This window comes from Sorangium sp. So ce448, from assembly GCF_051520915.1.
Lineage (GTDB): Bacteria > Myxococcota_A > Polyangia > Polyangiales > Polyangiaceae > Sorangium > Sorangium cellulosum_B.
This window is the reverse complement of record NZ_CP150343.1, coordinates 2,990,132-3,014,158: the sequence shown is the minus strand read 5'-3', so window position 1 is coordinate 3,014,158 and position 24,027 is coordinate 2,990,132. Positions and strand designations below refer to the sequence as shown.

The window sequence follows — 24,027 nt, the reverse complement described above, 5'->3', positions numbered from 1 at the left end:
TCAGCCGCACACCTCGGGCACGACGGGCACAGGCAGGTAGTCGCCGCTGGTGGTCGGCCCGCCTCGCAGCTCGCTGAGCGGCAGCGGATCGCCGTCGATCACCGAGAGCGCCGCGAGCCTCGGGAGCTGGAGCCCCACGAGATCCACCGAGGGCGCCGGCGTCGTCTCCGCGCCTCGCCCGAGCACAACGGGCTTGACCAGGAGCACGCCGGGGACCCGGCTCGCGACCGCCATGATCTCGAGCGCCAGCACCGATTTCCGGAGCGGCCAGCCACGGCGCACCTGAAGGAACGTGGGCTCTGGGGGCGCGAGCAGCGCCACTTCCTTCTCGATGTTCTCGACGCCGGGCGCCGGCAGCGGAGAAAGGAAGTCCCTTATGGCGAGCCGCACCGCCTCGACGACATCGTGAACGCTCGCGCCGGGCACCGCCTCGATACCGATCGAGACGGTCACGTCCACGTACTCGGGGCCCCGCAAGATGAGCTCGGTCGTGACGAGCCTCCGCGGGTCGAGCCACGCGCACACGGCGTCGATGAAATCGCTCGTGGCCTCCGGGGCGTCGGCGTGCAGCGGGTCGAAGCGCGGCACCACCATGACGGTCACCACGCCGGGCGCGTCGGTGATCGGCTCGCCGCCGCGCACGGGGCGGAACGACGGCAGCACATCGACGCGGCCGATCGCGACGCCCGGGGTGCGCCAGGTGATCGCCTCGAAGTCGGCCACGGTGACCAGGCGATCGCGGTGCTGGAGGTACCGCGTGATCTGCTTCTCGCCGTCGTCGACGCGCTCGGCGTCGGCGCCCCCCCAGGTCGCGACGGGGTTCGAGACGGTGACCCCCGCCGGGAGCGCGGGCGCGCTGCTCACGGCGAGGGCGCCCACGTTGCCCGCGGCGCCGACCGAGCACTCGTAATCGACGACGAGCCTGGCGCCCCGCGGCGGCCTCGCGCCGCGCTGGCCGTCCCCGAAGCGCAGCTCACCCGCCTCGGCGTCCTCGACGAAGACCTTCGACGGCGCCGGCGTGACCTGCCGCCGCCCGGGCGGGAGCCTCGGATCGGGCGCCGGCACCTCGGGCCCTGCGGCGAGCAGGTCGTCGATGGCCGCCCACGCCTCGAACGCGCTCGCCGTCGGGGCGCGCACGCGCAGCCGCACGCTCCCCGGAAGAAAGGGCCTGCGCGCGACCGTCACCGCCTGATCGGGCTCGCCCGTGCCGTCGGGCAGCACCTCGTTGAGCACCCGCTCGCGCTGCGCGACAGGCACGGTGTTGATCCCGGCCCACAACACGCGCGCAGCCGCCGAGCCCACCATCCGCACGCGGAGCCAGGTGATGAGCCGCTCATCGAGGGTCGTGTCCTCGAGCGACGGCGGAAACTCCCCGACGCCGGCCTCCGTGGGCTCGATGTCGTCCCACATGCCGAAGCGGCCCTCGGGCGGGAGCATGACCTCGACGACCCCGGGATCGAGCAGCACGTTGCCCGACGGGCTCGCCGTCAGCGGCCTGTACTGCGGCGTGCGGAGGCCGCCGATCGTCTGCACGGCCTTGTTGTTCTCGTCGATCCACGGCACCTCGTAGAGGAGCCTCGCCGTGGAGGCGGCGCCCGCGCCCGTCATCGGCGTCACCGCGCGCCCTGCGTCGTCGACGACAGGCACCCAGCCCAGCGTGAGCACCTTGCCCGCGATGAGCCTCCGCGCCTGCTCGACGTCGTCCTTGGGGCGCGCGAGGAGGGCGATCCAGAGCGCGTGGCCCACGGTGCCCCCGAGGTCGACGCCGGAGGGCCCCGCGGTCTCCAGCGGCGTCGTGCGGTAGAAGCGCGCCGCGGCGCCCGAGCGCTCCTCCGTGGCGGATCGGTAGAGATCTTCGTAGTACCCCTTCGCCTCGGCGGAGAGGTCGGTGACGTCGGCTTTGTAAAATGCCTTGGCTTCGATCGGGAGCACGTCGACGCCGCGCCCCGTCACGAAGGGCACCGCGCCCGCGCGCACCTCGACGCCCCGGGTGAGCGTGTGCACAGCGAGGGGGCCCTTCTCGTTGGCGAAGGCCACGAGGCCCTGCGCCGCCGACGCGGGCTGGAGCGGCACCCCGAGGAGCGACAGGAACTTCAGTCGATTGCGCTCGGGGATGAGGTTGGCGCGATAGAGCAGCGACTCCGTGAGGAACGCGAAGACCTCGATGAGCGTGACGCCGGGGTCGCTCTTGTTGAAATTGGTCCACTCGGGGTTGTGGACGGGCACGCGCGCCAGCGCCTCGTCAACGAGGTCCTGGAACTTGCGTTCATCGATCGTAGGAATGCGAACAGGCACCGCGCGCCTCCTCTTATCCAGCCACGCCAACGCTGAGGCTCACGCGCTCGACCGCGCTGGTCGCCACGAGCCTGTAAGTCACCGTCGCCAGCACAGCGCGCGGGTCGTCGGGCTCTTCTTCCACGGTCACGGACTCCACGGCGATCCTCGCCTCCCAGTCCTTGAGGGCGACGGTGATCGCGTCCTCGATGGCCCTGCGGGTGGTGACGGTGTTCGGCTCGAAGAGGAAACGCCGGAGGCCCGCGCCGAAATCGGGCCGGAGGAGCCTCTCGCCGGGCTCGGTCAGGAGGATCACCCGGATCGCGTCGCGGATGTTCTCTTCCCCCGCGGACCACGCGACCCTCCCGTCCTCGCCCACGCGGGGCGGGAACGAGATGCCACGACCATAGAGTTTCCCTGCGTCCATGACCGTCGTCACTTTCTCTTGATGATGGGGAAACAGAAGCGCAGCAGCGGGAGCCACCAGAACACGAAGTTCAGGACGATCATGAAGATCATCAGCACGATGAAGGCGCACAGCGTGATGATCGGGATCGAGAACGAGCAGATCTCGCCGAGCGTGAAGGGCTCCTCGGAGCCCGCCTTGCCGTCGAGCAGATCCTTCATGTTCGACGCCTGGCTCATCTGCTTGCGGAGCTGATCGGACAGGAGGAATGCCACGCCCTTCCTGAACTTTCGCAGCCCCTTGAGCGACGTGTCGACAGGCAGCGCGATGCGCACGGGCCGCGCCGGCGCGTCGGGATCGAAGAAGGGCGCGATGGTGAACTCCGCCGATCGCGCGCTCACGAGGTCGGGGTGCGGGGGCCGGCACCTCGTCCGCCTGTACACGCAACGGAGGACGTAACGCGCTTCGCCGTCGTCGAGCTGCGGCAGCTCCATGGCCCCGGGGCGCGCCGGATCGCCCCCGGCGGGCGCCGGCGCCGGCGTGGCCGCGAGGTGCTCCTTGATCGCCTCATCGAGCGCGCGCGCGAAGGTATAGACATCGAGCGCGACGTTCCGGAGGTTCACGGTGATCGAGCTCGTGCCCTCGCTCTCACCGGTGATCTGCGCCCATTGCGAGAGCGCCACCGCGAGCTGAGCGCGCACCCCGCTCGCGGGGAGCAGGTCGTAGAGCGCCCGGGCCTTCGGGGCCGTGGAGGGCGGTCGTGAGGAGCCCATCACCGAAGGCGCGTACCTCGTGAGCAGGTCGGCGAGGTCGAGGAGGAAGAAGCGCGTGACCTCCTGCTCCATGAGCTCCTCGGCGTGCCGCTCGGCGGAGGTCTGCGCGAGCGTCGTCCGCGGGGTGACGAGCGCCTGGAGCCCGCCGATGACGCGCGCCCGCGCCTCGACGAGCTCGGGGTCCGTGAAGGGCGGCTCGGGGATGCTGGGATGCGGCGCGCCGGGCGCCGGCGCGGCCTCCTCCGGGAACACCTCGGGCACGGCCTCGCGCGTCGCCACGAACGTCTCGCGGCTCGACGTCGGGATGAGCCCCGCCCAGAGCCTCCGCGTGCGCCCGTTCTCGGTGAAGGGCACCATGAACAGCGGCAGGAGCTGCTCCCCCTCGGCCACCTCGCCGAGCTTCGCGTCGCCCGCGATCGGCGACCACGTGTTGCGCTTCTGCGCGTCGGTCACCCAGGCCATCTCGCGGGCGTCGCTCTTGCGGAGCCGCCGGAGCACGAACCACGCCTCCTCGCCCTTCGCCGGGTCGACGCCGTGGTCGGGGAGCCCCGGCGTATGGCAAACGAGGCTCGCGATCACGAGGTTGAAATGCCCGTGCACGGGTTGATAGAGCCGGAGCGCGGCGGGCGGCGGGGGCCAGTCCACCGGCGCCCCGGGCGGCCTGGCGCGGTAGGTCTTCTTCGTGGCGATCTTGCCGGCGAGATCCGCGGGGCGCTTCGCGAGGAGCGCCGTGAGATCGTCCATGAAATCGTCGGAGTCGAAGCGCAGGAGATCGGGGGCCGCGATGACCCCGGGCGCCACCGCGCGGCCTCGCCACAGGGGCGCCGCGGTCACCCAGCCGATCTCGTGCTTCATCGTCACGCGCGCCTCACCAGATGTTCCCCGCGCCGGGCGTGTACGACGCGCTCACGGTGGCGTTGGTGATGTTCGTGTCGGACTTCACCACCCCGCTGAACTTCGACATCCCTGCGTTGACGTTCACCGCCCCTGCGGTCACGTCCATCTTGGCCCCCGCGTTGATCGTGAGCTTGCTGGCCGTGAGCGTGACCCCGCTCGCCTCCATCTTGAGGGTATTCCCGTTCCCGTCCGCGATCTCGACGGTGCCGGGGCCGTCGCGCATCGTGAGCTTGCACCCGCCGGGGGTCTCGAGAATGAGCTTCTCCTGACCGTCGGTGTCATCCAGGGTGACCTTCACCCCGTTGCGCGAGCGGAGCACCTTGAGCGGGTTCTTCCCCGCGCCATCCATCGACTCGGGCGGGCCGTCCTTTCCGTTCCAGAGCCCGCCGATCACATAAGGCCTGCGCGGGTCGCCCCCCTCGAAGGCCACGAGCACCTCGTCGTCGAGGTCGGGGATCCACCACGCACCACGCTGCTTCCCCGCGCCCATCGCCGCGATGCGCGCCCAGGCCTCGTAGCCGTCGCTTCCCGACGGATCCGGCGACCACGGGAGCGCGACCTTGACCCGCCCCTTGCCCGCGGGGTCCTTGATGTCGCGCACCTGCGCGGGATAGACGCCGTACCACCGACCGCCCAGCCCCGAGGGGATGCGCTCATCGATGGTCGACTCCAGAGGGTCACGTTGCGACATCGGTCTATGGCCTCCCAATCCCAGCGCGCTCGGCGCGAAACTCCACCCTGAGCCCGCCCTCGTCGAAGAGCCATCGCACCTCGGCGAGGTGGTAGGTGCCGTTGAACAGGGCCCCGAGGCCATCGAGCTTCACCCTCGCCCCGGCGCGGAGCTGCGCGTCGGGCGCGGCCACCCCCTCGCCGACGACGAAGCGCCTCGCGCCATGGCGGAAGTGCGCTTCGGCGCGCGCCCGGGTCTCCCCGTCGCTCCAGGTCCCCCCGTGCGCGACGACCTCTTTTCGCTCCGAGAGCTTCGCGCGCAGCACGCTCGCGCCGCTCTCGTCGTTCCCGAGCTCGGCCTGGATGGCGCTGTCGGTGGCCTCGTACGAGAGCGCCCGCTTGTCCTCTGGATCCCACCCGGTCGCCTTCACCGCGGTCCGCTGGTGGGCGAGATCGGCCGTCACTTTGAACGACCGGAGCGCCGCCCCATAAGCCAGCTCCACGGGGCTCGACGACCCGCGCGCGCGCGACTTCGCCCGCAGCGTTCGCCCGTCGACGTGAAGCTCGGCGTCGATCGCGCGGGCGCGCCCCTGCAAGAACGCGAGATCGCTCTGGTTCACCTGCGCGAGCACCTTGTGGGTGGGCCCCTGGAGCTGCACGTCGGTCTGCAGCCCGTGGTCCTGCGCGACGCGCTGGAACACGGCGGCGTCGCTCATGTCCTCGAATACGCGCGAACGGCGGGTCATGCGAAGGTCCTGGAGCCTGTCGTCGGCGAGCACGGTGATCTCGGGCGCCGAGCCCTCGGGGAAATGCCCCTCCAGCGCCATGATCCGCCCGTCGAAGACGGTGTCGGTCCCGTAGCGCACCTGCATCCCTTTGCCGAAGTCGAGCGTGCGGCGATCGAAATACAGAAAGTCCTTCGTCTGATCCTTCGTGCCCCAGTTGCCGAAGGTGGCCTCGCAGCGCGAGGGGCCGCCGGCCTCCTCGATGATCGAGAGCGCGATGAGCCCCCGGCCGAGCTCCACCTCCTCGCTCCCCTCGATGAGGAACGTCGGCCGAGCATCCTTGATCGTCGCGGGCGCGTTCATGGCGGCTCAGTACGCCCTCACGCGCAGCGCCCGCCGCGCTTGCCAGGCCAGCGCTCGACGCAGCTCGTTCGGGTCGACGGGGGGCGGCTTCCCGGGCGGCGCCGCCTGGGACGTCGGCGCGGGCGCGGCAGGCGCGGGGGCGACCTCGAACTCCTTGATGACGACCGACATCAGCGCTCCCTCCTCAACGCCTCAGCCCCACGCGCGGCGGCTGCGGTAACGGCGGCTGCGATACAGCGATCGACGGCGGCTGCACCGAAGGCACACGCACATTCAGGTCGAGCAGCGTCCCTGGCGCGAGGCTCCTGGGGTTCTCGATCTTGTTGGCCGCGGCGATCGACTGCCAGTCGTTGCCCTTGCCCTTCGCGGCCGCCATCTGTTGCACGGACCCGTTGTTCGGCGCCGCGTCGAGCGGCTTCTGACCCAGGTTGGGCGCGCCCGGAGGCGCCGACGCCGCCTTCGCGCTGCCGAACGCGAACTTCGTGATCCGCTGCTGCGACAGGGTGAATGTCACGCTCGCCCGGAGCGGCCGCCCGTCGTTGGAGAAGAACTCCAGCGACTCTTCGAGCGACTCCATGATCCCGTCGTATTGAAAGGTGCCCCACCCGAAGCGCGCCTTCGGGGGCACGAACTTGTTCTTGTCGCTCTTGTCCTGCTCGGGCGTGATGAAGGCCGCGACCTTCTCGGTCAGCTTGCGCACGTCGTCGACGCCGTCGGCGCGCACGGTCACGTCGAACCAGAGCTGCACGGCGAGCTTCGTCGTCCCCGCGCCGACGAACTGCTGCGGGTCCTTCTCGCTCTGGTTGCCTCCGCCCTGGGGCTGGGCGATCTGGTTGGCGAAGCTCACCTTGAGGCTCTCGGGGTTGAACTGCACGACGACCCGCTCGCCCTGCTCCTTGCCCGCCGTGTCGACAGCGACGAGGAAAGCCTTCTCGAGCACCACAGGCGCTGGCATCGCTCAACGTCCTCCCTGCCCTGGCGGCCGGAGCCGCAGGGACTCGTATGCGAGCTGGAACTCCTCGATGGCGACCATCCCATCGCGCGCGTTGAGCGGCGGCGCCTTGAGCTTCACCGGCACGCAGCGCGACAGCTCCCACGACGCGCTCACGGCCCGCTGGGCCTCCGGGCTCGCGGTCTGTCCGGCGGCGTAGAGCACGACAACGGCGTCGGCGCGGAGCCCGGGGCTCTCGACCAGCTTGTCGAACCACGTCCACAGGTCGAAGTTCGCGGTCATCCCGCGCTTGAGGGTGAGCGTGCCGAAGCCCATCGGCCCCGTGAGGCGCACCTGCCGACCATTGTCGCCGCCCTGGCGGATGGTCTTCACGTCCATGGTCATCTCGAGCCCGTCGCACTCCGCGAACGCCGCGTTGCAGACGCGCGGCACCGTGCCCGGCACCGAGATCTCGATGGCGAAGGCGAAGCCCATGAAGGGCCGCGCAACCTGGTCGGTCTCGCGCTCGGCCATGGCGTCAGCGCACCTCCGCGACCGCGGTGACGTCGCCGCGCTGCGTGAGTCGTACGGTGATGAAGCTCAGCGGGATGGACGGCGCGACCTTGAGCTCGATCACGAAGCGCCCTTGATTGACCGCCGACGGCGGGTTGAGCGCCGTGTCCGCCCGCACCTGGTACGCAGTCTCGGGGCTCCGCCCCGCGAAGGCTCCGGCGCGAAAGAGATCGGAGAACAGCCGTTCGAACGAGCCGATCACCTCGCGGCGGAAGAAGTCGTCGTGCGGCTCGAACACGTACTCCGCGCCCTTCTGGAGCGCCACGCGGCGCAGGAAGCAGAGCAGCCGCCGGGCGGTCACCGACACGAGGTCGGGGTCGTCGGAGAGCGTGTCTGCGCCGAGCGCCACGAACCCGCGCGCCTCCTGGCGAAGGACGTTGACCCGCGCGTCGAGCAGGGCCTCCCATCGCGACGGGGAGAGCGCGGGCGAGAGGGCTACCACGTCGGCCAGGGCCTCGTTCGCTGGGGAGATCCACGCTCCCCGGCGGATCGCGCGCGAGGCCAGCACGCCGGACGCGGCGCCGTCGGGCGGTGCGCGCCGGGCGTTGCCCCGGTGCGTGGGCTCGGGCACGACGGGCCAGGGGTGGACGAGCATGCCGTAGCTCAGCGCCTCGGGGGGGAGCCCGGCGCGGTCGGCGGGGTCGTCGTAGGAGCGCAGCCGCGCGGCGTGCTCGATCGCCTCCGCCTCGCGGAAGCGCTCGGACAACGAGAGCACCGCCAGCAGGTCGCCGCGCGCCGCGCACATCCTCAGGAGCACGCGCTGCACCCGCGCGAGCGCGTCCCCCCCGTCGTCGACGTCGCTCAGGAGCGCGCGTTCGGGGGTCGTCACCCTCACCGAGACGATGCTGGACCAGCGCCCTGCGACGCCGTCGACAACGGCCCGCACCTGGTAGTGCCACAGGCCCGGCGAGCGCCCGAAGACGGGGAGAGCGCGCACGTGGGCTGTCGCGTCGCCCCCCGCGCCGGGTCCCTCGTACAGGACGCTCGGGTCGTGGAGGCGGATCTCCCCGTTCCCACGCTCGAGCGTGGTGCTCTCCCGCACCACGTACGTCGCTCCATCGGTATGCGTCCAGCGCAGGGTGAACGCGCGCGCGCCGACGGGGAGCGCGACCGGACCTTCGGGCGGGGCCTCGCGCGGCTCGACCGTGAAATTCCCGGGGGCGGCGGGCCCGCGCTCGGACGGGCCGAACGCGCCGGCGGGGGCCTCTTCAGGGGGGCATCGCGGCAGGGTTGGCAATCGGCTGTCGTCGCAGCCGCAGCGCGCGACAACGGGCGGCTCGCTGGGCGCCGCGACGTCGAAGCCGAGCGCGAGGTCATCGGGCGCGGAAGCGGCTTCCCAGCCGCGGTGAGCCGCGTCAGGCGCCGCGATCAGCGTCACCTCGTCGACCGCCCAGACCGCGTGCACGCCCTGGAACGGCGCGCCCTGCGAGCGGTCGTGCGCGCGGAGCACGTGTTCGGCCTCGAGCGCCACCTGGTGGGGCAGGAGGTCCGCGAGGCCCTGATCGACGAAGACGCCGGCGTCGAAGCGCGCGAGGCCATCGCGCGCCAGCGCCGGTGCGGCGAGCTCGAGGGGGGCGCCGTACGTCGGCCACGGCCCCATGGCGAGGGGGAGAGCCGCCGTGTCCGTCGCGCCGACATCACACGTGCGGCTCGACGCGAGCGGGAACCTCGGCGCGAGGAGCTCGCGGCGAAAGGTGGCATGATGCTCGAAAGGCCACGGGTCGTCCTGCTGGAGCAGGTCGAGATCGCGCGGGAGCGCCTCCCACCACCGCGGGTGCGCGCGGTGGAACCCGAGGCCGTTGAGCCTGAAGCGCTCCTCGCCTTCGATACGCACCCTGAGCTCCATCTCGATGCGGTCGATGCGCACAACCGCGCCGGGCGGGAGCGCCGCCGGGGCGACGGAGGGGGTGTACGTCGCGGGCGCGTCGCCGCTCGCTGTCGCGATGCGGGTGAGCCACCGCGCGGGCGTGGCGCCCACGATCTCGATCCTGCGCGAGCCCCTGGCCGCGCTGCGGGCTTCCTCGATGCGATCGACGAACAGCCACGCTTCCCAGCTCGACGTGGCGCCGGGCCAGTGCGAGACGGTGACGCGCACGAGGTCGCCCGCCGAGACGCCCGACGCTGCGTCGACGACGAGCGCGAGGCGGGGCGTGGAGGCGGCGATGGCAGCGAGCCATGACGCCGTCCCCGGGGCGTGAGCGGGGTCCGGGCGAAGCGCGGTGGCCTCGAGCGAGGCGCCCACGACCACCCGGTCGGACCAGCTCCCGGGCGACCGCGCCTGGAGGGTGATCCCCGGGCCCGTGGGGTTGTTCATGTCGATGAGCCCCGGCACCACAAACTGGTTGGTAGCGGCCTGAGCCCCTGTGACGCGCACCACCCAGCAGCGCTGGCCCCCGTTGCGGAAGAAGTCGCGCACGGCCGCGCCGAGGCGTGATGTCACCACCTCACCGCGACGGCCGTCCCACGCGAGCTCGAGATCGTCGCCGAACAGGTCGGCGAAGCGCCGCGGGTCTTCGATGAGCACGGGGAGATCGCGCGGCCCCGACGCCGCGAAGCCCACGAACGCCGCCACGTCCATGCGCGGTAACGCGCCCGGGCGGGGAGGCGGCGCTTCGAAGCGTACGCCGGGCAGACGTCGGGGCGCGCGGGGGCTCATCCTCGGGTCAGGACTCCAGCACGAGCTGTTCGTAGGCGAGGGTCATCTCTTCCATCGCCACATCGCCGCCCTTCGCGTTGAAGGGCCCCGAGACATACTTGATGATCCTGGCGTTCTTGAGGGTCCAGGTCATCACGGTCTCGTGGGCCTCGTTCTGGAGGCTGATGGTGATCGACGGGCGGACGGCCTCCTTGTCGCCGCGGCGCACCTGCTCGACCCAGTCGTAGAACGACCGGTAGCCCACGATGCCGCGCTTGAGGGTCACGTCCGTGGCCTTGTTGAGACCCGTGTACTTACGGACGTTGTTTTCCTTGTCGTTGCCCGCGCGGTACTCGGCCACGGCGAACTCGGTGCCGAGGTTGCTCACCTCCTGGAACGCGGCGTCAGGCCCGTCGGTGCCCGTGCCGAGGTCCACGAGGAAGTTGAACTGCATGTACGGTCGTTCACGCTGCACTGGCATGGATCTCACTCCCTCCGTTGCGAGCTGGCATCAGACCTTGCGGTCGCCCGTCCACTGCCCGATGCGAAAGATCACGAACTCCGCGGGCCTGAGCGGCGCCACGCCGATGAGGCACACGAGCCGCCCGTTATCGAGGTCGTTCTGGGTCATCGTCGACCGATCGCACTTCACGAAGAACGCGCGCTCGGGCCGGTCGCCGAGGAGCGCGCCGTTCTGGTACTCGTTGAAGAGGAAGTCCTCGATGGTGCGCCGCACGTTGGCCCAGAGCCGCTCGCCGTTCGGCTCGAACACGGCCCACTGCGTGCCCTTGTCGATCGAGTGCTCGAGGTAGGCGAAGTATCGCCTGAGGTTGACGTACTTCCACTCCGGATCCGAGCTGATCGTGCGAGCGCCCCAGAGCCGGTTGCCGCGGCCCTCGAAGAAGCGAAAGCAGTTGACGCCCTCGGGGTTGAGCACGTCCTGCTGGCTCTTGTTGAGGGTGACCTCGAAGCCGAGCGCGAGGCGAACCACCTCGTTGGCGGGCGCCTTGTACACGGCGCGCTCGACGTCGTTGCGCGCGTAGATGCCCGTGACGAACCCGCTCGGCGGGAGCGCGATGGGCGCCCGCGTGATGGGGTCGAGCACCTTCACCCAGGGGTAGTAGAGCGCTGCGTAGGTCGAGTCGAAGCGGGCCCTGTACGCGCGCACGGCGCCGATCGCCTGGTTGTTCATGCTGTCGAGCACGGCAATGCGGTACCGCATCGTCGCCGCGTGGGTGACCAGGTGGCCCGCGATGGTCGCGGCGACGTCCGAGTCGGTGCCGAACGAGGACCCCGGCGCTGCCACGATGGAGATGTCGTCCAGGTCCTCGAACTGCTTGAGCCCCGTCTTGCGCGCGTTGGCGGCGTTCTCGACGCCCTCGTACTCACCGGGCTCGGGCAGCGCGCCATCGTTGCCGTGCTCGAGGGTGACCTCGAGCGCGCCGTTGTCGGCAAGCGCGCCGACGTACTCGCTCACGGAGGTGGCCGCCGCCAGCGCGGAGGAGAGGCCGAGGTTGCTGTTGATCAGGGCCTCGGTGATGCCGACGCCGTGATCGAGCGCGGCCCCTGCGGTGATGACGATGGGAATCGCGCGCAGCGGCGACGGGTCGTCGGGATCGAAGCCGAAGCGCGAGGTGATCGCGTCTCGGGCCCCGTCGCGCTGGTGCGAGGGGTCGAGGGCGAGGCCGTCCCATGTCTCGTCGGCCCCGGCGCCGTACGACACCTGGACGCTGACGGTGACCAGACGCACGTCGCTCGTCGCGGTCAGCGACGTGAGCAGGATCTCGCCAGCCCCGCGCTCACCGTCGCGCGTGAATGCCCAGACCCCGTCGGCGCTGCGGCGGGCGATATAGAAGGGGCTCTGGCCCGGGGAGAGGGGCGCATTCGCGTTCTGCCACAGGAGCACCACGTCGCGGTCGGTCGCGCCGCGCAGGCGCGCGTCGGCGCCGCTGCCGGTGCGCACGTTCTGCCCGGCGCGCAGCGTGAGGCGAACGCGGACGTTGCCGCCCGATCCGGGGTACCGCGCGCGGATGGTGAGATCGTCGTCGATGGGGCTGCCCGCGGCGAGGGTCGCATGCGCGATGCCGTCGTCGGTCGTGGACCTGGGCCTGAAGATGCGGGAGACATAGAGCCGCCGGCCGCCCTCGGCGAAGAACGCCCTCGCCGCGTGCCAGAGGAAGTTGTGCCGCTCGCTACTGCCAAAATCGAGCTTCTGACCGTCGCCATAGATGCGCTCGAACTCGCCCAGGCTTGTGACGATCTCGGGGACGAGGTCGAGCGGCCCATATCGCGAGGGGCCGACGAAGCCCGCGGTCGAGGTGCTCACGCCCTCGATCGACTTCGACCGGAACGATGTCTCTTCGACATAGACACCGGGTGACAGGTACTCGGGCATCTATTCTTCTCCCTCGTCGATGAATGGTCAGATCACGGTTCGAATCCAGAGCCGCCCGTCGGAGGCGCCTTCGGTGCGCAGCACCTGCTCGTCCCTGTGGCGTAACTCGAAGTCTCTCAAGGGCTCCTCGGGGCTCAGCCGGAGGAGCGCCGTGGTGGGCGGCTGCGCGAACACCGCGGCGAGCTCGGGCGCGTCACCGCGGCGCGCGCCGGCGACCGGCGGCGCGTACCGGACCACCACCTCGATGTTCCAGCGCCATTCGGACGGGCTCGCGCCCGCCGAAGGCGACCCGAGCGGAGAGCCCGACGACACGACGAGCGTGTCGGGATACGGGAAGATCACGGCCACGCGGCCGCGCTCGTCCGACATGCCGCGCCCCACGAGGCGCCCCGAGGCGAACACCTCGACGAGGGCGCTGGCCGCGGGCTCATCGCCGTCGACCGCGAGCTCGGCGCGCACCACCGCGAGCGCGCGCACCGGGCGCGAGGGCGCGACAGGCAGCGGGATCACCCCGGGCGGCGCTCCCGCGGAGAGGGCGCGCGCCTCGGCCGCGAGCCCCACCGCCGCAGGCCAGTCATAGAGCCCTCGCACGGGCAGCGTGACGCGCAGCCGCACGGGCAAGAAGCGCCTGGCGGTGTCGCGCACCTCGACGACGAACGGCCTGCGCGAGGAGAGCGCGGGGTCGGCTCCCGACGCCACCGCCTCCCAGTACCTCGCGTCGCCCGCGCCTCGCTCGAACGCAGCCATGAGGGCGAGATCGTGGAGGGCCCACACCCCCGAAGCATTCACGCTGGCGGACCGAGGGCGCGAGGGCAGCGACTCGGGCCACGCGGAGACGGCGAGCCCGTCGCGCACGAGATCGCGATTCACCTCGTCCCAGAAGCGCAGGCCGAGCGGGGCGACGCGGGTCATCACGTCGGCCGTCACGGCGACACCTGCGGCCCTGCGACGAACTCCCTGGTTTGCACCGGGCCGTGACGCGATTCGGTCTCGGTGCTCTCGATGGGCACCGCGCGCGCGACATAGGCCGCGGAGGTCTGCATGCTCGCCTTGGCGACCTCCCAGACGTTCACGTGGTCCTGGAGGGTCAGCGGCTCGAACGTGACCTGCACCTCTTCGTCTTCATGAAACGGGGCTGCGGTGGTGCCGTAATGGTGGTTCAGCACTGCAGCGCGGAGCGGGCCGAGGTCTTCGAGCTGCCGCATCACCCACACGAGCAGGGCGCTCTGCTCCCTCGCGTCGCGCCCCCAGGCCGTCACGAGGTAATGGAAGTCGATCGGCAGCGGCGCGCGGAATCGCTGACCCTGGGCGTTGGTGCGTGCCTGAAAGTTGTGCCGAGACGCGCTGACAGACACGCGGTAGAGGTACACCGTCGCGCCCTGCGCCGGCGGGGTGCGGAGGTCGCGCACGAATGTGAATGGCGCACGCTGAAACGTCTCGGAGCTCTGGAGGGCTGCGCCCTCGAGGAGCTTCGCGAGCGTCTCGCCAATCGCGGCTGCAGCGTGGTGCGTAGCCAAACCAGCCCCGCCTTCCAGAGAAAGGACTACCCCCTCGGCGAGGTCTCGCAATGACCTCGCACACACACCCAGAACTGTCCGCAATGTAACGTGGGGGGCGCGCTTGGTGTCAACCAGTAAATCGTCAGGACGGACACCGGTGAGTCGATGACGATGACATCCGCCGCCCCGAGCGAGTCAGCGGCTCCGCAATCGCAATGGCATACCCGATTACCCGACGGTGACGGCCACATCGTTTGCGACGAGCAATTCGCTCACGATACGAACGACGCGATCGACTCGAGCGACGAACACCCCCCGGTGAAAGCGCGACTTCGGTGTGCGTCCGCAGGCGCAGCTCGCTCGTCAGGCCGCCCCCTGGCTTGCTCCGCCGGCGCGGAGGCGGCGGCAACACGCGCTCGAGCAGCCACGGCGGCGCGCGGTGCACCTTCGGCGATCGGGTCCTCCCCCGCGTAGCGGTTCCCTCTGGCGCGAGAGGAGAGCGACGGCAGGCAGCGAAGGCGCGCGAGGAGAGCGATGGCAGGCAGCGAAGGCGCCGCGCCGCTGGAAGAAGCACCTCACCGCCGCGGCGGTCCATGGGCAGAGCGAGCAGCCCACAATCGGCCCATGGCCCGCGGGCTCGTTCTCGTAAGTGCCCGAAATCCTTCGGCACCCCCGGCAAGAATTGAACTTGCGACCTTCGGTTTAGGAAACCGCTGCTCTATCCACTGAGCTACGGGGGCAGGGGCAACAGCCGCTACGGGCGCCGGACCCTGGCACACCTCGCCTCACGCATCAAGCCAGATCCCCAGCCACGCCCTCGTCCAGCCCGCTCTTCCGCCGCGCCTCACCGGCCCGCGCTCCTCCGCTGGCCGCCAGCACGCGCTCTTCCGCCTTCCACCGCCCTCCGCGCGCCTCGATCACTTCCAGACCTCGCCCCAAAGAGCCGCCCCGATCGCCAGCGCGCCCGCGCCCCGCATCAGCCCTGCCCGCAGCGCCGCCACGGCGCGCTCGCGGTTCCCCCGCACCACCCGGGCGATCTGCTGCGCCCCCCGGTAGGCGTGGGTCGGCCTCACCACCTCGACGTGCACCTCGTCCCCGAGGCCGAGATCGATCCTCTCCCCCGTCCCCTTCCCCCCGGCCCACGCAACGCCGCTCGCCCCGCCGTCTTCTCCTGCCCCCGTCGCCCCCGCCTCGATCTCCGCTGCGATCCGCTCCGCCACTTCGTCCCCTACCCCGCTCCGCTCCCGCGGCAGCTTCAGCACCCTCGCGATCTCCAGCGCGTCCAGAGCGCACAGCCCCGCCACCACGGCGAACCCCATCACCGCCACGAGGCGCCCCAGGTCGGGCGCCGCTGCCCCCGTCAGCCCCGACCCCAGCTGGAGCGCCACCGCGATCACCGCCGCCGTCGCCGCCCACACCGCCCGCCGATCCGAGAGCGCCACGATCGAGCCGGCGCGGGCCCGCCCGACGCGGTTCGCCGCGATCAGCACCACCGCGAGCGCCGGAACGAACGGCAGCGCGAACACGGCGCCGAACGCCGCGCCGACGATCATCCCTGCCGGCCCCGCCACGAGCCCGATGGTCATCCCGTTCACGACGCCGGCCACCACGATGGCCCACAGCGCCAGCACGCCCGCCACGAACGGCCCCCGCCGGGTCCACTTCCCCGGCGCGTCGACCCATGGCGCGCCGTCCGCCGGCGCATCGCCCGCGCCGAACGCCATCGATCCATCACCCCAGACGCCTCCGATCCGCGGCGTCAGGTAGTGACCCAGCAGCGCCGCGACGATCGGGGTCACACCCGCGAGCAGGAAGCGGGGCACGAGCTCGTCCATCTCGAGAACGTCGGCCGTGAGCCAGCCGCCCACGAGCCCGATCGCCCCGCAGGGGAGCACGAGCGACACGGGCGCATCAGGCGACATGGAATCGGACGTTGAACGCGGCATCTTGAAACCCTCCGGCTCGTTCGTTCCCCTTCGACGCGCAGGCCCTCGATCAGCTTCCAGGTCCCTGGCGCGCCGCCCGACCTTCCATCATCTCACCACGGCGCTCCACGCGCACTGCACGCGGTCCGCGCCATCAGCCCGGCCCCGCCTGCGGGTGCGGGTAGTGGCTGAGCGCCACCAGGTTCCCGTCGGGATCGCGCGCGTACATCGTGTAAGCGCTCTCCCGCTCGACGATCACGCCCCCCGCGGTCAGCCGGCGGCGCCATGCCTCCCGCTCGGACGGCGCGATCCCAAGGGCGACGCAGTGCCAGCCTGGCGCCTCGTCCGCGCGCATCGGCCCGGCGGCGCCCGCCCGCTCCACGGCCAGAAAGGCGCCGCCCCCGACTTCGAGCCACACCGACCGAGGCGCTCCGGCCTCGTCCGTCCAGCGCCGCACCACCGGCAATCCGAGGACGCCCACGTAGAACGCCTCGGCCCGCGCCAGGTCGCGCACGACCACGGCCAGGTGATGGACCGACAGCGGCGCGACCGTCCCGCTCATGCTGCGCCCTCATTTCAGCGCCTTTCATGCGGTGACGCACCTGAAAAGCCACGCGGGCGCCGCGCGGCCGACGCCTCGCCGACGCCGGGCGCTCGATCGGCCGGCGCCGGGCGCTCGACGCGTTCGACGCGCTCGACGCATTCGACCATCGGCGCGACCTGTCTTGCTCCGGCAGGGCGCCTCGTCTATGGTCCCGCTCGCGGACGCGCTCTGCCCGGGGAGTCGCACAGTCCGGTAGTGCACGAGCTTTGGGTGCTCGTTGTCGCGGGTTCAAATCCCGCCTCCCCGACCCTCTCCGACGATCCTCGCCCCTCGCGAGCCCGGTGGTCCCCGGAGCCCGGTGGCCCCGGCCCTGCGGCTCAGCTGGATCGCCGCTCGCGTCCCCATCGCACCCGCCGCGCATCGAACTTGGCCTCCGCGGGTCCGCTGCGCATAGTCCCGCCGATGTCGACGCCCGTAAGACTCCTGCTCGGCGCATGTCTCTCCCTGTCCGTCGTCGCAGGGTGCGGCGGGCCGCAGACGGCCGCCCCGGCAGCGGCTCCGGCGCCGCGCGCGCAGAGCGCGGCGCCGCCCAAGCAGGCGGTCCCCGCCGGGCAGCTCGCCCGCGCCGACGTCGACCGGGTGCTGCTGCAGGGGCCGCCCTGGATCCTGCGGCGCGTGCCGGTCGAGGAGGTCGTCCGGGCGGGCGCGTTCATCGGCTGGAAGATCCTCGCGCTGCCCGCGGACTGGAGCAGCATCGAGCTCAAGACCGGCGACGTCGTCACCCAGGTCAACGGCTCGACCCTGGAGCGCCCGGACGACCTGTTCGCGGCCTATCGCGCCCTGGCCAGCGCCAGCGAGCTCAAGATCACGTACGAGCGCGAGGGCGCCGCGCGCGAGCTCGTCGTGCCCATCGTCGGGGCCCCGTCCAAGGAGACCGTCGAGGTCTTCGCGAGCGACAGCCCCCCGCGCCGCGCGACGACCGCCCGGCCGCGCGGAACGACGGTGATCGAGGAAGACGACGGCGGCGCGCCGCTCGAGGGCAGCGCGCCGTGAAGCGCGTACCGGCGCCGCGCGCCACGCGCCGCGCACGCGGCGCCGCGCCTCACATGTCGAAGGCCAGCCCCAGGACCCACGTCGAGGTGCCGACGTGCATCTGCGGGCGCGAGCCCAGCCCGTCGAGGTTCGCGAACATCCACTCGCCGAACAGGTACGTGTGGTTGATGCCCGTCGTCTCATCGAGCTGGGAGGCCGAGCGGCGGTCCAGCCAGTTGAGCGCGAGCATCCCGCCGAACGCGAGGTGGGTGCCCCACGTGATGCCCTCGCCCCGAACGCCATCGGGCTTCGGCGTGCCAGGGCCAGACGTCGTGGTCCATAACCCCATCCCCAGGCCCACCTTCGCGTAAGGCACGATCGGGACGCCCGTCTTGCGCATCAGCTCGTCGGCGCGCAGGACGGCGGACAGGTGCATCGGCATGATGGTGAGCGAGGTCTCCTCTGCCTCGGCCCTGTCGTCGCTGCCCGCCACGAAGGCGCTCGCCGACGCCGACGTGTACCCCCAGCCGAACCCTGGGCCGATCGCGCCGACGTACGGGATCCGGAGCGGCAGCCAGTCGACCTCGACCCCGAAATAGAACTCCTGGCCATCGCCGAAGGTCTTCCCGTAGGGGCCCGTGCCGGAGAACTCCTCGTCGACCTGGGGAGAGTACGGGGCGAAGCGGAGCTCGAACGCGAAGCTCTGAGGAGACGCATAGCGCTCCTCTCGCTGGATCCTCGAGCGATCGTGCTGCCGCCAATCGCCCATCCCGTAGCTCGTCTGCGCGCCGGCGACGGAGGCAGCGAGGAGCGCCGCGCTGCCGGCGAGGCAGGCGGCCACCTGATGACGGAGATGACAGCTCATTCGCTCTCCTGCGTGAAGGAACGCGCGTGCGCGTGGCGTCGACGACGACGGCTCCTGCGCAACAACCCGAGCGCCGCGCCGGCCGCGACGGCGGCGAGCGGCGCAGCGGCCCATCGGCCAGCCCCTACCGGCCCTTCGATGCTGCAAAAGCCCCCACCGGCTTGCCCGCCGGCGTCCCGGTATTGCTCGAAGAACCCGTCGACGTCGGCCGCGGTCGCACAGGAGATCGCCGACAGCGGCCCGGCATTGCCCACCTGGTCATAGGCCGCGACGCCGACGACATACGACCTGCCGTTGACGATGTTCTCCGTGGCCTCGCCGCGGCTGGCCCTCCCCACGCTGCCGCACCGCTGCGCGGAGTCCGGGATCTCCCCCGGCACCAGGAGCGACGACTGGCAGCCGGAGCTGCCGCCGCTCGTCGTTCCCCCGCCGGTTCCCGCCGCGCCGTCGCCTCCGCCGGCTGCCCCGCCGCCGGCTCCCGCCGCGCCGTCGCCTCCGCCGGCTGCCCCTGCCCCGCTCGAGGCAGGCGAGGACTGCCCGCCGTCGTCGCAGTAGAGATAGTAGCCGAGCACTTCATCGGCCTCGTTCTGCGTGTAATCGACGAGGATACGCCCATCGCCGGAGTGCGCTTTCACGTCCGTCGGCGGCTTCGGGCCCAGGAGGTCCACCTTGGTCTTGTCCCATGGAGCGTAACTCGATGCGTTCTGGTCCGCTGTGGGCAGCCGCAGGAAGTAGATCGTCATCTGGGTCGCATTGGTGCTCGCCTGCGACGCGACCTCACAGTTGTCGGCGCCGAGGAACTCCTTCGCTATCATCTTTGCCGGCAGTGTGACGGTCACCGTGGTCGCCGGGGTGAGCGTCAGCGGGAGCGGCTTGCAGTAACCGCCGGACCTGCGATTCTCGGCCACGCTGCAATCCGTCGACTGGGTGACCCACACCTCCAGGCTCTCGCTGGTCGAGACGTTGTCGAGCGTGAGCGTGAACTGCAGATCGTTGTCGGTGACGCAGTCTTGATGGCTGATCCAGAGGGGGTTCTCCGCGTCCGGGCGCGTGAGCTTGGTGCGCACCACGTCGCTGCTGATGGTCACCGCCGCGCCGGCCTGGCGCGCGCCACCGGCGAGCGCCGCCGCCGCGAGGGCCACCGCGCAAAGCCGGGGGAGGTGCCGACGCCCTCGCCGCCGGGACCGCACGAGATACCTTGTCGTGTCCATGGGCGCGTCCTTTCAGCACAGCTCGTACCACGCCGCAAATGCCTCGCACAGCCCTTCGAACGGCGCGGAAATCGTTCGTGCGCCCGCGTGCGCCCGCGCCGGATGCCGCGTCGAACGCGCCCTCGGAGGCCCCCGCGGTCCCGTCAGAGGCGTCCTCGACGCCCCACCTCGGAGGCTCGGAGGCGCGCCGCATGACGAGCTGGCCATGGTCGCCGTCCGTTCCTGACAAGTTGGCATCGACGCCGCGGAGCAGGAGGGTGAGCAGACCGCCGCGCAGCGCCATGGGCCGACGGACGGGCTGCGTGGCCCGAAACACGCGCTCTTCGAGAGAGCTCGGCTAGCTTGAGGCAGGTGGATTCGACCGACGCCGCTCCCCCGCAGCCGGGCTCGAAGGCAGGGCCGAGCGCGAAGGAGCGCGCCACGGCGCCGGAGACGGCGCGCGCTGGGCAGCCCAGCCAGCCCAGCGCGCGCCCGGAAGGCGCGCCCGCGTACCCCGCGTCCGGCGCCACCCCGTCGGTGCGCCCGACCTCGAGCCGGCCCAGCCGGCTGGCGCCGAGCGGCGCCGCCCCTGACGCCCACACGGCCGTCCTCGGCGTCCCCCTCACCCGCATCGAGCTGCACCGGACCGCGCTGCTCTTTTGCCTGCTCTTCCTCGCCGCCCTCCTCTTCGTCGTCGGCCGCTCCGCGCGCGACGCGCTCTTCCTCACCAGGTTCCCCGTCACCTGGATCGCGCCGATGTGGATCGTCTACGGCGTCGCCTCCGCCGTCGCCGCGCTCGCGTATAACCGCGTCGCCCGCCACCTGCCGCGCGCCCAGCTGTGCGTCGCCTTCGCCCTCTTCGGCGCCGCCACGTTCGCGCTGCTGCGCGTGCTCATCGGCCAGGAGGTGCGCGCCGCGTACCTTGTCTTCTACATCTGGTCCGAGATCATCGCGAACTTCACCGCCGTCCTCGTCTGGGCCGTCGCCCAGGACCTGCACGACCCGCGCAGCGCCAAGCGCCTCTTCGGCCTGATCGGCAGCGGGCGCGTCGTCGGCACCGTCGCCTGCGGCTTCGCGACGGGCGCCGTCGTCCGGTGGATCGGCACCGAGAACCTCCTGTTCGTGCTCATCGCGGCGCTCCTCGCCATGGCCGCGCTCACGACCGCGCTCGCGCGGCGCTACCCGCTAGGGCGCCCCCCGTCCGGCGACGAGGAGCTCCTCCAGGCCCGCCTTCCGCGCGTGGACGTGTGGAGATCGCGCTACGCCCTCACCGTCGCGCTGCTGACCTTCCTCCTCTTCACGGTCCTCACGATCGGCGACTACCAGTTCAAGGCGATCGCCCTCACGGCCTACCCCCAGGTCGACGACCTCACCCGGTTCATGGGGTTCCTCTACGGCGCCGTCGGCGTGGTCGGCCTCTTCGTGCAGCTCGTCGCGACCCCCCGGGTCCTCCGGCGCCACGGCGTGCTCGGCGGGCTGCTCGCCATGCCGGCCGCGTTCACCGCGAGCACGGTCGCGCTGCTCGCGGCGCCGTCGCTCGCCTGGGGCGCGATCCTCAAGCTGAGCGACAACGCGCTGCAGCTCACGATCTACGACGCGACGATGCAGCTCTTGTTCTTCCCGTTCCAGCCGGCGCTGCGGGAGCGGGTGCGGACGCTCGTCTCCACGATCGCCAAGCCCCTCGGCTACGGGCTCGGCGCGCTGATCCTGCTCGCCGTGGCGCCCACGGCCGCGACGGGCGCCGCGCTCGTCGAGGAGGCCGCGTGGATCGGGGTCTACTCCCTCCCGCTCTGCGTCGCGTCCATCGCCCTCCTCCCGCTCGTGCGGCGCGGCTACTTCGACGCCATGCGCCGGACCTTGATGCGCCGCCAGATCGAGCCGGACAGCGTCGCGTACGGCCCCCAGACGCGCGCGATCCTCAAGGAGGCGCTCTACAGCCGCGCCATGGTGCAGGTGCTCTTCGCGGTCGAACAGCTCCAGCAGCTCGACCCGAGCCTCGTGCGCGAGTCCGTGCCCGCGCTCGCGCGCCACGGCTCGGCCAGGGTGCGCGCGCTCGCGGTGCGCCTCACGGCCGAGCTCGAGCACGAGGAGGGGGCGAGCATCGCGCGCGCGGCGATCCACGACCGGAACACCGACGTCCGCGTCGCCGCCGTCGCCGCGCTCGCCGCGCTGCTGCGGGAGGACGCCCACGACGAGCTGCTCGCGCTGGCCCGGGAGGGCGCCGCGCCGCGCGCCGCCGCGGACGCGAACGGCGGCGAGGCGCTCCGGGCCGCCGCGATCGCCGCGCTCCTGCGCTACTGCGGCCTCGACGGCATGCTCGAGGGCGCGCCGCGGCTGCGCGCGCTGCTCGACAGCCCGTCGCCCCGCGATCGCGTCGCAGCCGCCCGGATCCTCGGCCTGGTCGGCCACGCGTCGCTCCAGCGCGCGCTCGCGCGGCTCATCGGCGATCCCGACCCCGCGGTGCGGCGCGCGGCCGTGCGCTCCTCGTCGAGCGTCGCCGATCCGCGCCTGCTCCCCCTGCTCGCGGACGCGCTCGCCGAGCGCGCCCTCGCGCCGGCCGCGGCCCGGGCCATCGAGGCGCTCGGCGACGACGCCATCCCCGAGCTCGCGGCGCGCCTCGGCGACGACGGCACCCCGCGGGTCGTGCGGCTCGCGATCCCGCGGGTGCTCGCGCGGCTCTGCAGCCACGACGCGCTCGACGTGCTGCTCGCCCGGATCGACGACCCGAACGAGGCCCTCCGCCAGAAGGTGCTCGCGTCGGCGTCGCGCCTGCGCCTCGCGCTGCGCGCGCCGCCGGCGCCTCTCCGCGTGATCCGCGCCTGCATCGACGACGAGACCGTGGAGCACGTCCGCACGCGCGAGGCGTACATCGCGGTGCGCCCCCGCGTCGTCGGCGCGCTGCTCGATCAGCACCTGCTCCGCCGGCTGCGGAAGGGGCTTATCCGCGTGCTCCGCCTGTGCGAGCTCGCCTACCCGCGCGAGGTCGTCGCCCTCGTGCGCACCCACGTCTTCGGCCCGGATCCCGCGCTGCGGGCCAACGCGTTCGAGGTGCTGGAGTCGCTCCTCGACCGCCCGCTGCGCGAGCGCCTCGTCTCCCTCGTCGAGCGGCTGCTCGAGCTGTCCGCGGCGTTCCCCCGGAGGCCCCTGCCGCCGGAGGCCGGGGTCATCTCCTGGATCCGCCACGAGATCGTGCGCGGCGACCCCTACAGCGCCGCGCTCGCGCTCGATGCCGTCGCCCGGAGCTCCATCTCCGGCGCAGCCGGGGACGCGCTCGCCGCGACCTACGATCCGGACCCGCTGGTCCGCGAGGCGGCCGCCATCGCGGTCGCCGTCACGTCGCCGCCGGGCGCCGGCGAGCGGCTGGACGCGCTGCGGGCCGATGAGGATCCTGCGGTGGCCCGTTACGCACGATACTGGGCGGTCACCGGCGGCACCGGCATCGACCCCGAGGACGAGATGTACACGACGATCGAGAAGGTCCTGTTCCTCCAGCGCGTTCCGCTCTTCTCCCGCGTGGCCGGCGACGATCTGGTGGCGCTGGCGCGCGGCTCGCTCGTCGTGTCGCTGGCCCGGGGCGACGTCATCTTCCGCCAGGGCGAGCCTGGCGGCGCGCTCTACTCGATCATCTCGGGCGAGGTGAGCCTCACGCTGGACGGCCGCGAGATCGCGCGCCTCGGCGCGAACGACGTGTTCGGCGAGATGTCGCTCTTCGACAGCGAGCCTAGGACCTCGACCGCGGTGGTGACCGAGGACGCGGAGCTGCTCCGGGTCTCCGCCGAGGATTTCCACGAGGCGGTGCGGGAGACGGCCGAGATCGCGGACGCCGTGATCCGGGTGCTGAACCGGCGCCTGCGCGAGGCCGACCGCAAGCTGGCCGACGCGCACGCGCGGCTGTCGCTCCTTCCGAGGCCGCCGGCGCTACCCGGGAGAGCGCCGCCTCCGGGGGACGAGACGCCGGCGCTCGACGACAGCGATCTGGACTGAGGAGCGCCGCGCGCGACCTCGATCGAACGAGCGCTGCCGGTCCACGCCGCCTGGTGCGCCGGCGCGGGCGATGCGGAACATGACTTGTGCCCGTGCCTCAACCTCGGTCGGGTGCCCATGCCCCAACCTCGGTCGGGCGCCGCAGCCTCAACCTCGGTCGGGTGCCCATGCCCCAACCTCGGTCGGGCGCCGCAGCCTCAACCTCGGTCGGGTGCCCATGCCCCAACCTCGGTCGGGTGCCGCGGCGCATGGCACGCAAGCGCGACGCTCCGGATGGTGGCCTGCAATGTGCAACGTCGGGCGCGCAGGGACGTCTGAAGAGATCTGAGGGCGCCCGAGGCCAGCCC

The 24,027-nt window shown here is 71.9% G+C and carries 19 protein-coding genes and 2 tRNA genes; 3 read left to right on the top strand and 18 right to left on the bottom strand.

All coding sequences use genetic code 11. The annotated features are described in order from the left end of the window. From WMF45_RS11655 to WMF45_RS11580, 16 genes are all read right to left on the bottom strand, one after another. On the bottom strand, positions 1-2,295 hold the full coding sequence (locus WMF45_RS11655; protein WP_437716981.1) for a baseplate J/gp47 family protein: 2,295 nt from the start codon (positions 2,293-2,295) through the stop codon (positions 1-3). 13 nt (positions 2,296-2,308) lie between these two features. Next, entirely contained in the window at positions 2,309-2,701 is a 393-nt protein-coding gene (locus WMF45_RS11650; protein ID WP_437716980.1) for a GPW/gp25 family protein, read from the bottom strand. A gap of 8 nt (positions 2,702-2,709) precedes the next feature. Beyond that, complete coding sequence (locus WMF45_RS11645) at positions 2,710-4,308, bottom strand: hypothetical protein (RefSeq protein WP_437716979.1); 1,599 nt, start codon at positions 4,306-4,308, stop codon at positions 2,710-2,712. Between the two features lie 13 nt (positions 4,309-4,321). Continuing rightward, positions 4,322-5,041 carry a phage baseplate assembly protein V gene (locus tag WMF45_RS11640; RefSeq protein WP_437716978.1) on the bottom strand — a complete coding sequence of 240 codons (720 nt, stop codon included), beginning with the start codon at positions 5,039-5,041 and terminating at the stop codon, positions 4,322-4,324. Between the two features lie 4 nt (positions 5,042-5,045). Further along, the gene (locus WMF45_RS11635; RefSeq protein WP_437716977.1) at positions 5,046-6,107 is read right to left on the bottom strand and encodes a phage late control D family protein; all 1,062 of its coding nucleotides are present in this window, start codon (positions 6,105-6,107) and stop codon (positions 5,046-5,048) included. A 6-nt stretch (positions 6,108-6,113) separates the two neighbouring features. Continuing rightward, positions 6,114-6,278 (bottom strand): hypothetical protein, encoded by a 165-nt coding sequence (locus WMF45_RS11630; RefSeq protein ID WP_437716976.1) that lies wholly within the window; start codon positions 6,276-6,278, stop codon positions 6,114-6,116. A 13-nt stretch (positions 6,279-6,291) separates the two neighbouring features. Continuing rightward, complete coding sequence (locus WMF45_RS11625) at positions 6,292-7,062, bottom strand: CIS tube protein (RefSeq protein WP_437716975.1); 771 nt, start codon at positions 7,060-7,062, stop codon at positions 6,292-6,294. 3 nt (positions 7,063-7,065) lie between these two features. Next, positions 7,066-7,572 carry a phage tail protein gene (locus WMF45_RS11620; protein ID WP_437716974.1) on the bottom strand — a complete coding sequence of 169 codons (507 nt, stop codon included), beginning with the start codon at positions 7,570-7,572 and terminating at the stop codon, positions 7,066-7,068. Positions 7,573-7,576: 4 nt separating this feature from the next. Continuing rightward, complete coding sequence (locus tag WMF45_RS11615) at positions 7,577-10,183, bottom strand: hypothetical protein (RefSeq protein ID WP_437716973.1); 2,607 nt, start codon at positions 10,181-10,183, stop codon at positions 7,577-7,579. Between the two features lie 91 nt (positions 10,184-10,274). Further along, positions 10,275-10,727 (bottom strand): phage tail protein, encoded by a 453-nt coding sequence (locus WMF45_RS11610; protein WP_437299152.1) that lies wholly within the window; start codon positions 10,725-10,727, stop codon positions 10,275-10,277. Positions 10,728-10,757: 30 nt separating this feature from the next. Continuing rightward, positions 10,758-12,641 (bottom strand): phage tail sheath family protein, encoded by a 1,884-nt coding sequence (locus WMF45_RS11605; protein WP_437716972.1) that lies wholly within the window; start codon positions 12,639-12,641, stop codon positions 10,758-10,760. A gap of 27 nt (positions 12,642-12,668) precedes the next feature. Next, on the bottom strand, positions 12,669-13,568 hold the full coding sequence (locus WMF45_RS11600; RefSeq protein WP_437716971.1) for a hypothetical protein: 900 nt from the start codon (positions 13,566-13,568) through the stop codon (positions 12,669-12,671). Further along, positions 13,565-14,224 (bottom strand): DUF4255 domain-containing protein, encoded by a 660-nt coding sequence (locus tag WMF45_RS11595; RefSeq protein ID WP_437716970.1) that lies wholly within the window; start codon positions 14,222-14,224, stop codon positions 13,565-13,567. Before WMF45_RS11595 ends, WMF45_RS11600 begins: the two co-directional genes overlap by 4 nt. A gap of 583 nt (positions 14,225-14,807) precedes the next feature. After that, positions 14,808-14,880, bottom strand: a tRNA-Arg gene (locus WMF45_RS11590). 177 nt (positions 14,881-15,057) lie between these two features. Then, the gene (locus WMF45_RS11585; protein WP_437716969.1) at positions 15,058-16,062 is read right to left on the bottom strand and encodes a hypothetical protein; all 1,005 of its coding nucleotides are present in this window, start codon (positions 16,060-16,062) and stop codon (positions 15,058-15,060) included. A gap of 157 nt (positions 16,063-16,219) precedes the next feature. Beyond that, a complete protein-coding gene (locus WMF45_RS11580; protein ID WP_437716968.1) occupies positions 16,220-16,627 on the bottom strand; it encodes a VOC family protein in 408 nt (135 codons plus the stop codon). Between the two features lie 215 nt (positions 16,628-16,842). On the opposite strand from WMF45_RS11580, the gene WMF45_RS11575 reads away from it, so the two are divergent. Together WMF45_RS11575 and WMF45_RS11570 are read left to right on the top strand one after the other, a co-directional pair. Beyond that, a tRNA-Pro gene (locus WMF45_RS11575) sits at positions 16,843-16,916 on the top strand. Between the two features lie 155 nt (positions 16,917-17,071). Then, the gene (locus WMF45_RS11570; RefSeq protein WP_437716967.1) at positions 17,072-17,662 is read left to right on the top strand and encodes a serine protease; all 591 of its coding nucleotides are present in this window, start codon (positions 17,072-17,074) and stop codon (positions 17,660-17,662) included. 49 nt (positions 17,663-17,711) lie between these two features. Here WMF45_RS11570 and WMF45_RS11565 read toward each other — a convergent pair whose 3' ends face one another. After that, entirely contained in the window at positions 17,712-18,506 is a 795-nt protein-coding gene (locus tag WMF45_RS11565; protein ID WP_437716966.1) for an MXAN_2562 family outer membrane beta-barrel protein, read from the bottom strand. Further along, entirely contained in the window at positions 18,503-19,717 is a 1,215-nt protein-coding gene (locus WMF45_RS11560; RefSeq protein WP_437716965.1) for a hypothetical protein, read from the bottom strand. Before WMF45_RS11560 ends, WMF45_RS11565 begins: the two co-directional genes overlap by 4 nt. Positions 19,718-20,068: 351 nt before the next feature. Between WMF45_RS11560 and WMF45_RS11555 the strand changes: the two genes are divergently transcribed. Further along, positions 20,069-23,680, top strand: coding sequence for a HEAT repeat domain-containing protein (locus WMF45_RS11555; protein WP_437716964.1), 3,612 nt, complete (start codon positions 20,069-20,071; stop codon positions 23,678-23,680). Positions 23,681-24,027 lie beyond the last annotated feature (347 nt).

Coding starts and splice junctions, on each gene's coding strand:
- WMF45_RS11620 (WP_437716974.1), bottom strand. CDS start 7,572: ATGGCCGAGCGCGAGACCGACCAGGTTGCGCGGCCCTTCATGGGCTTC.
- WMF45_RS11650 (WP_437716980.1), bottom strand. CDS start 2,701: ATGGACGCAGGGAAACTCTATGGTCGTGGCATCTCGTTCCCGCCCCGC.
- WMF45_RS11640 (WP_437716978.1), bottom strand. CDS start 5,041: ATGTCGCAACGTGACCCTCTGGAGTCGACCATCGATGAGCGCATCCCC.
- WMF45_RS11565 (WP_437716966.1), bottom strand. CDS start 18,506: ATGAGCTGTCATCTCCGTCATCAGGTGGCCGCCTGCCTCGCCGGCAGC.
- WMF45_RS11625 (WP_437716975.1), bottom strand. CDS start 7,062: ATGCCAGCGCCTGTGGTGCTCGAGAAGGCTTTCCTCGTCGCTGTCGAC.
- WMF45_RS11605 (WP_437716972.1), bottom strand. CDS start 12,641: ATGCCCGAGTACCTGTCACCCGGTGTCTATGTCGAAGAGACATCGTTC.
- WMF45_RS11580 (WP_437716968.1), bottom strand. CDS start 16,627: ATGAGCGGGACGGTCGCGCCGCTGTCGGTCCATCACCTGGCCGTGGTC.
- WMF45_RS11570 (WP_437716967.1), top strand. CDS start 17,072: ATGTCGACGCCCGTAAGACTCCTGCTCGGCGCATGTCTCTCCCTGTCC.
- WMF45_RS11630 (WP_437716976.1), bottom strand. CDS start 6,278: ATGTCGGTCGTCATCAAGGAGTTCGAGGTCGCCCCCGCGCCTGCCGCG.
- WMF45_RS11560 (WP_437716965.1), bottom strand. CDS start 19,717: ATGGACACGACAAGGTATCTCGTGCGGTCCCGGCGGCGAGGGCGTCGG.
- WMF45_RS11610 (WP_437299152.1), bottom strand. CDS start 10,727: ATGCCAGTGCAGCGTGAACGACCGTACATGCAGTTCAACTTCCTCGTG.
- WMF45_RS11585 (WP_437716969.1), bottom strand. CDS start 16,062: ATGTCGCCTGATGCGCCCGTGTCGCTCGTGCTCCCCTGCGGGGCGATC.
- WMF45_RS11645 (WP_437716979.1), bottom strand. CDS start 4,308: ATGAAGCACGAGATCGGCTGGGTGACCGCGGCGCCCCTGTGGCGAGGC.
- WMF45_RS11635 (WP_437716977.1), bottom strand. CDS start 6,107: ATGAACGCGCCCGCGACGATCAAGGATGCTCGGCCGACGTTCCTCATC.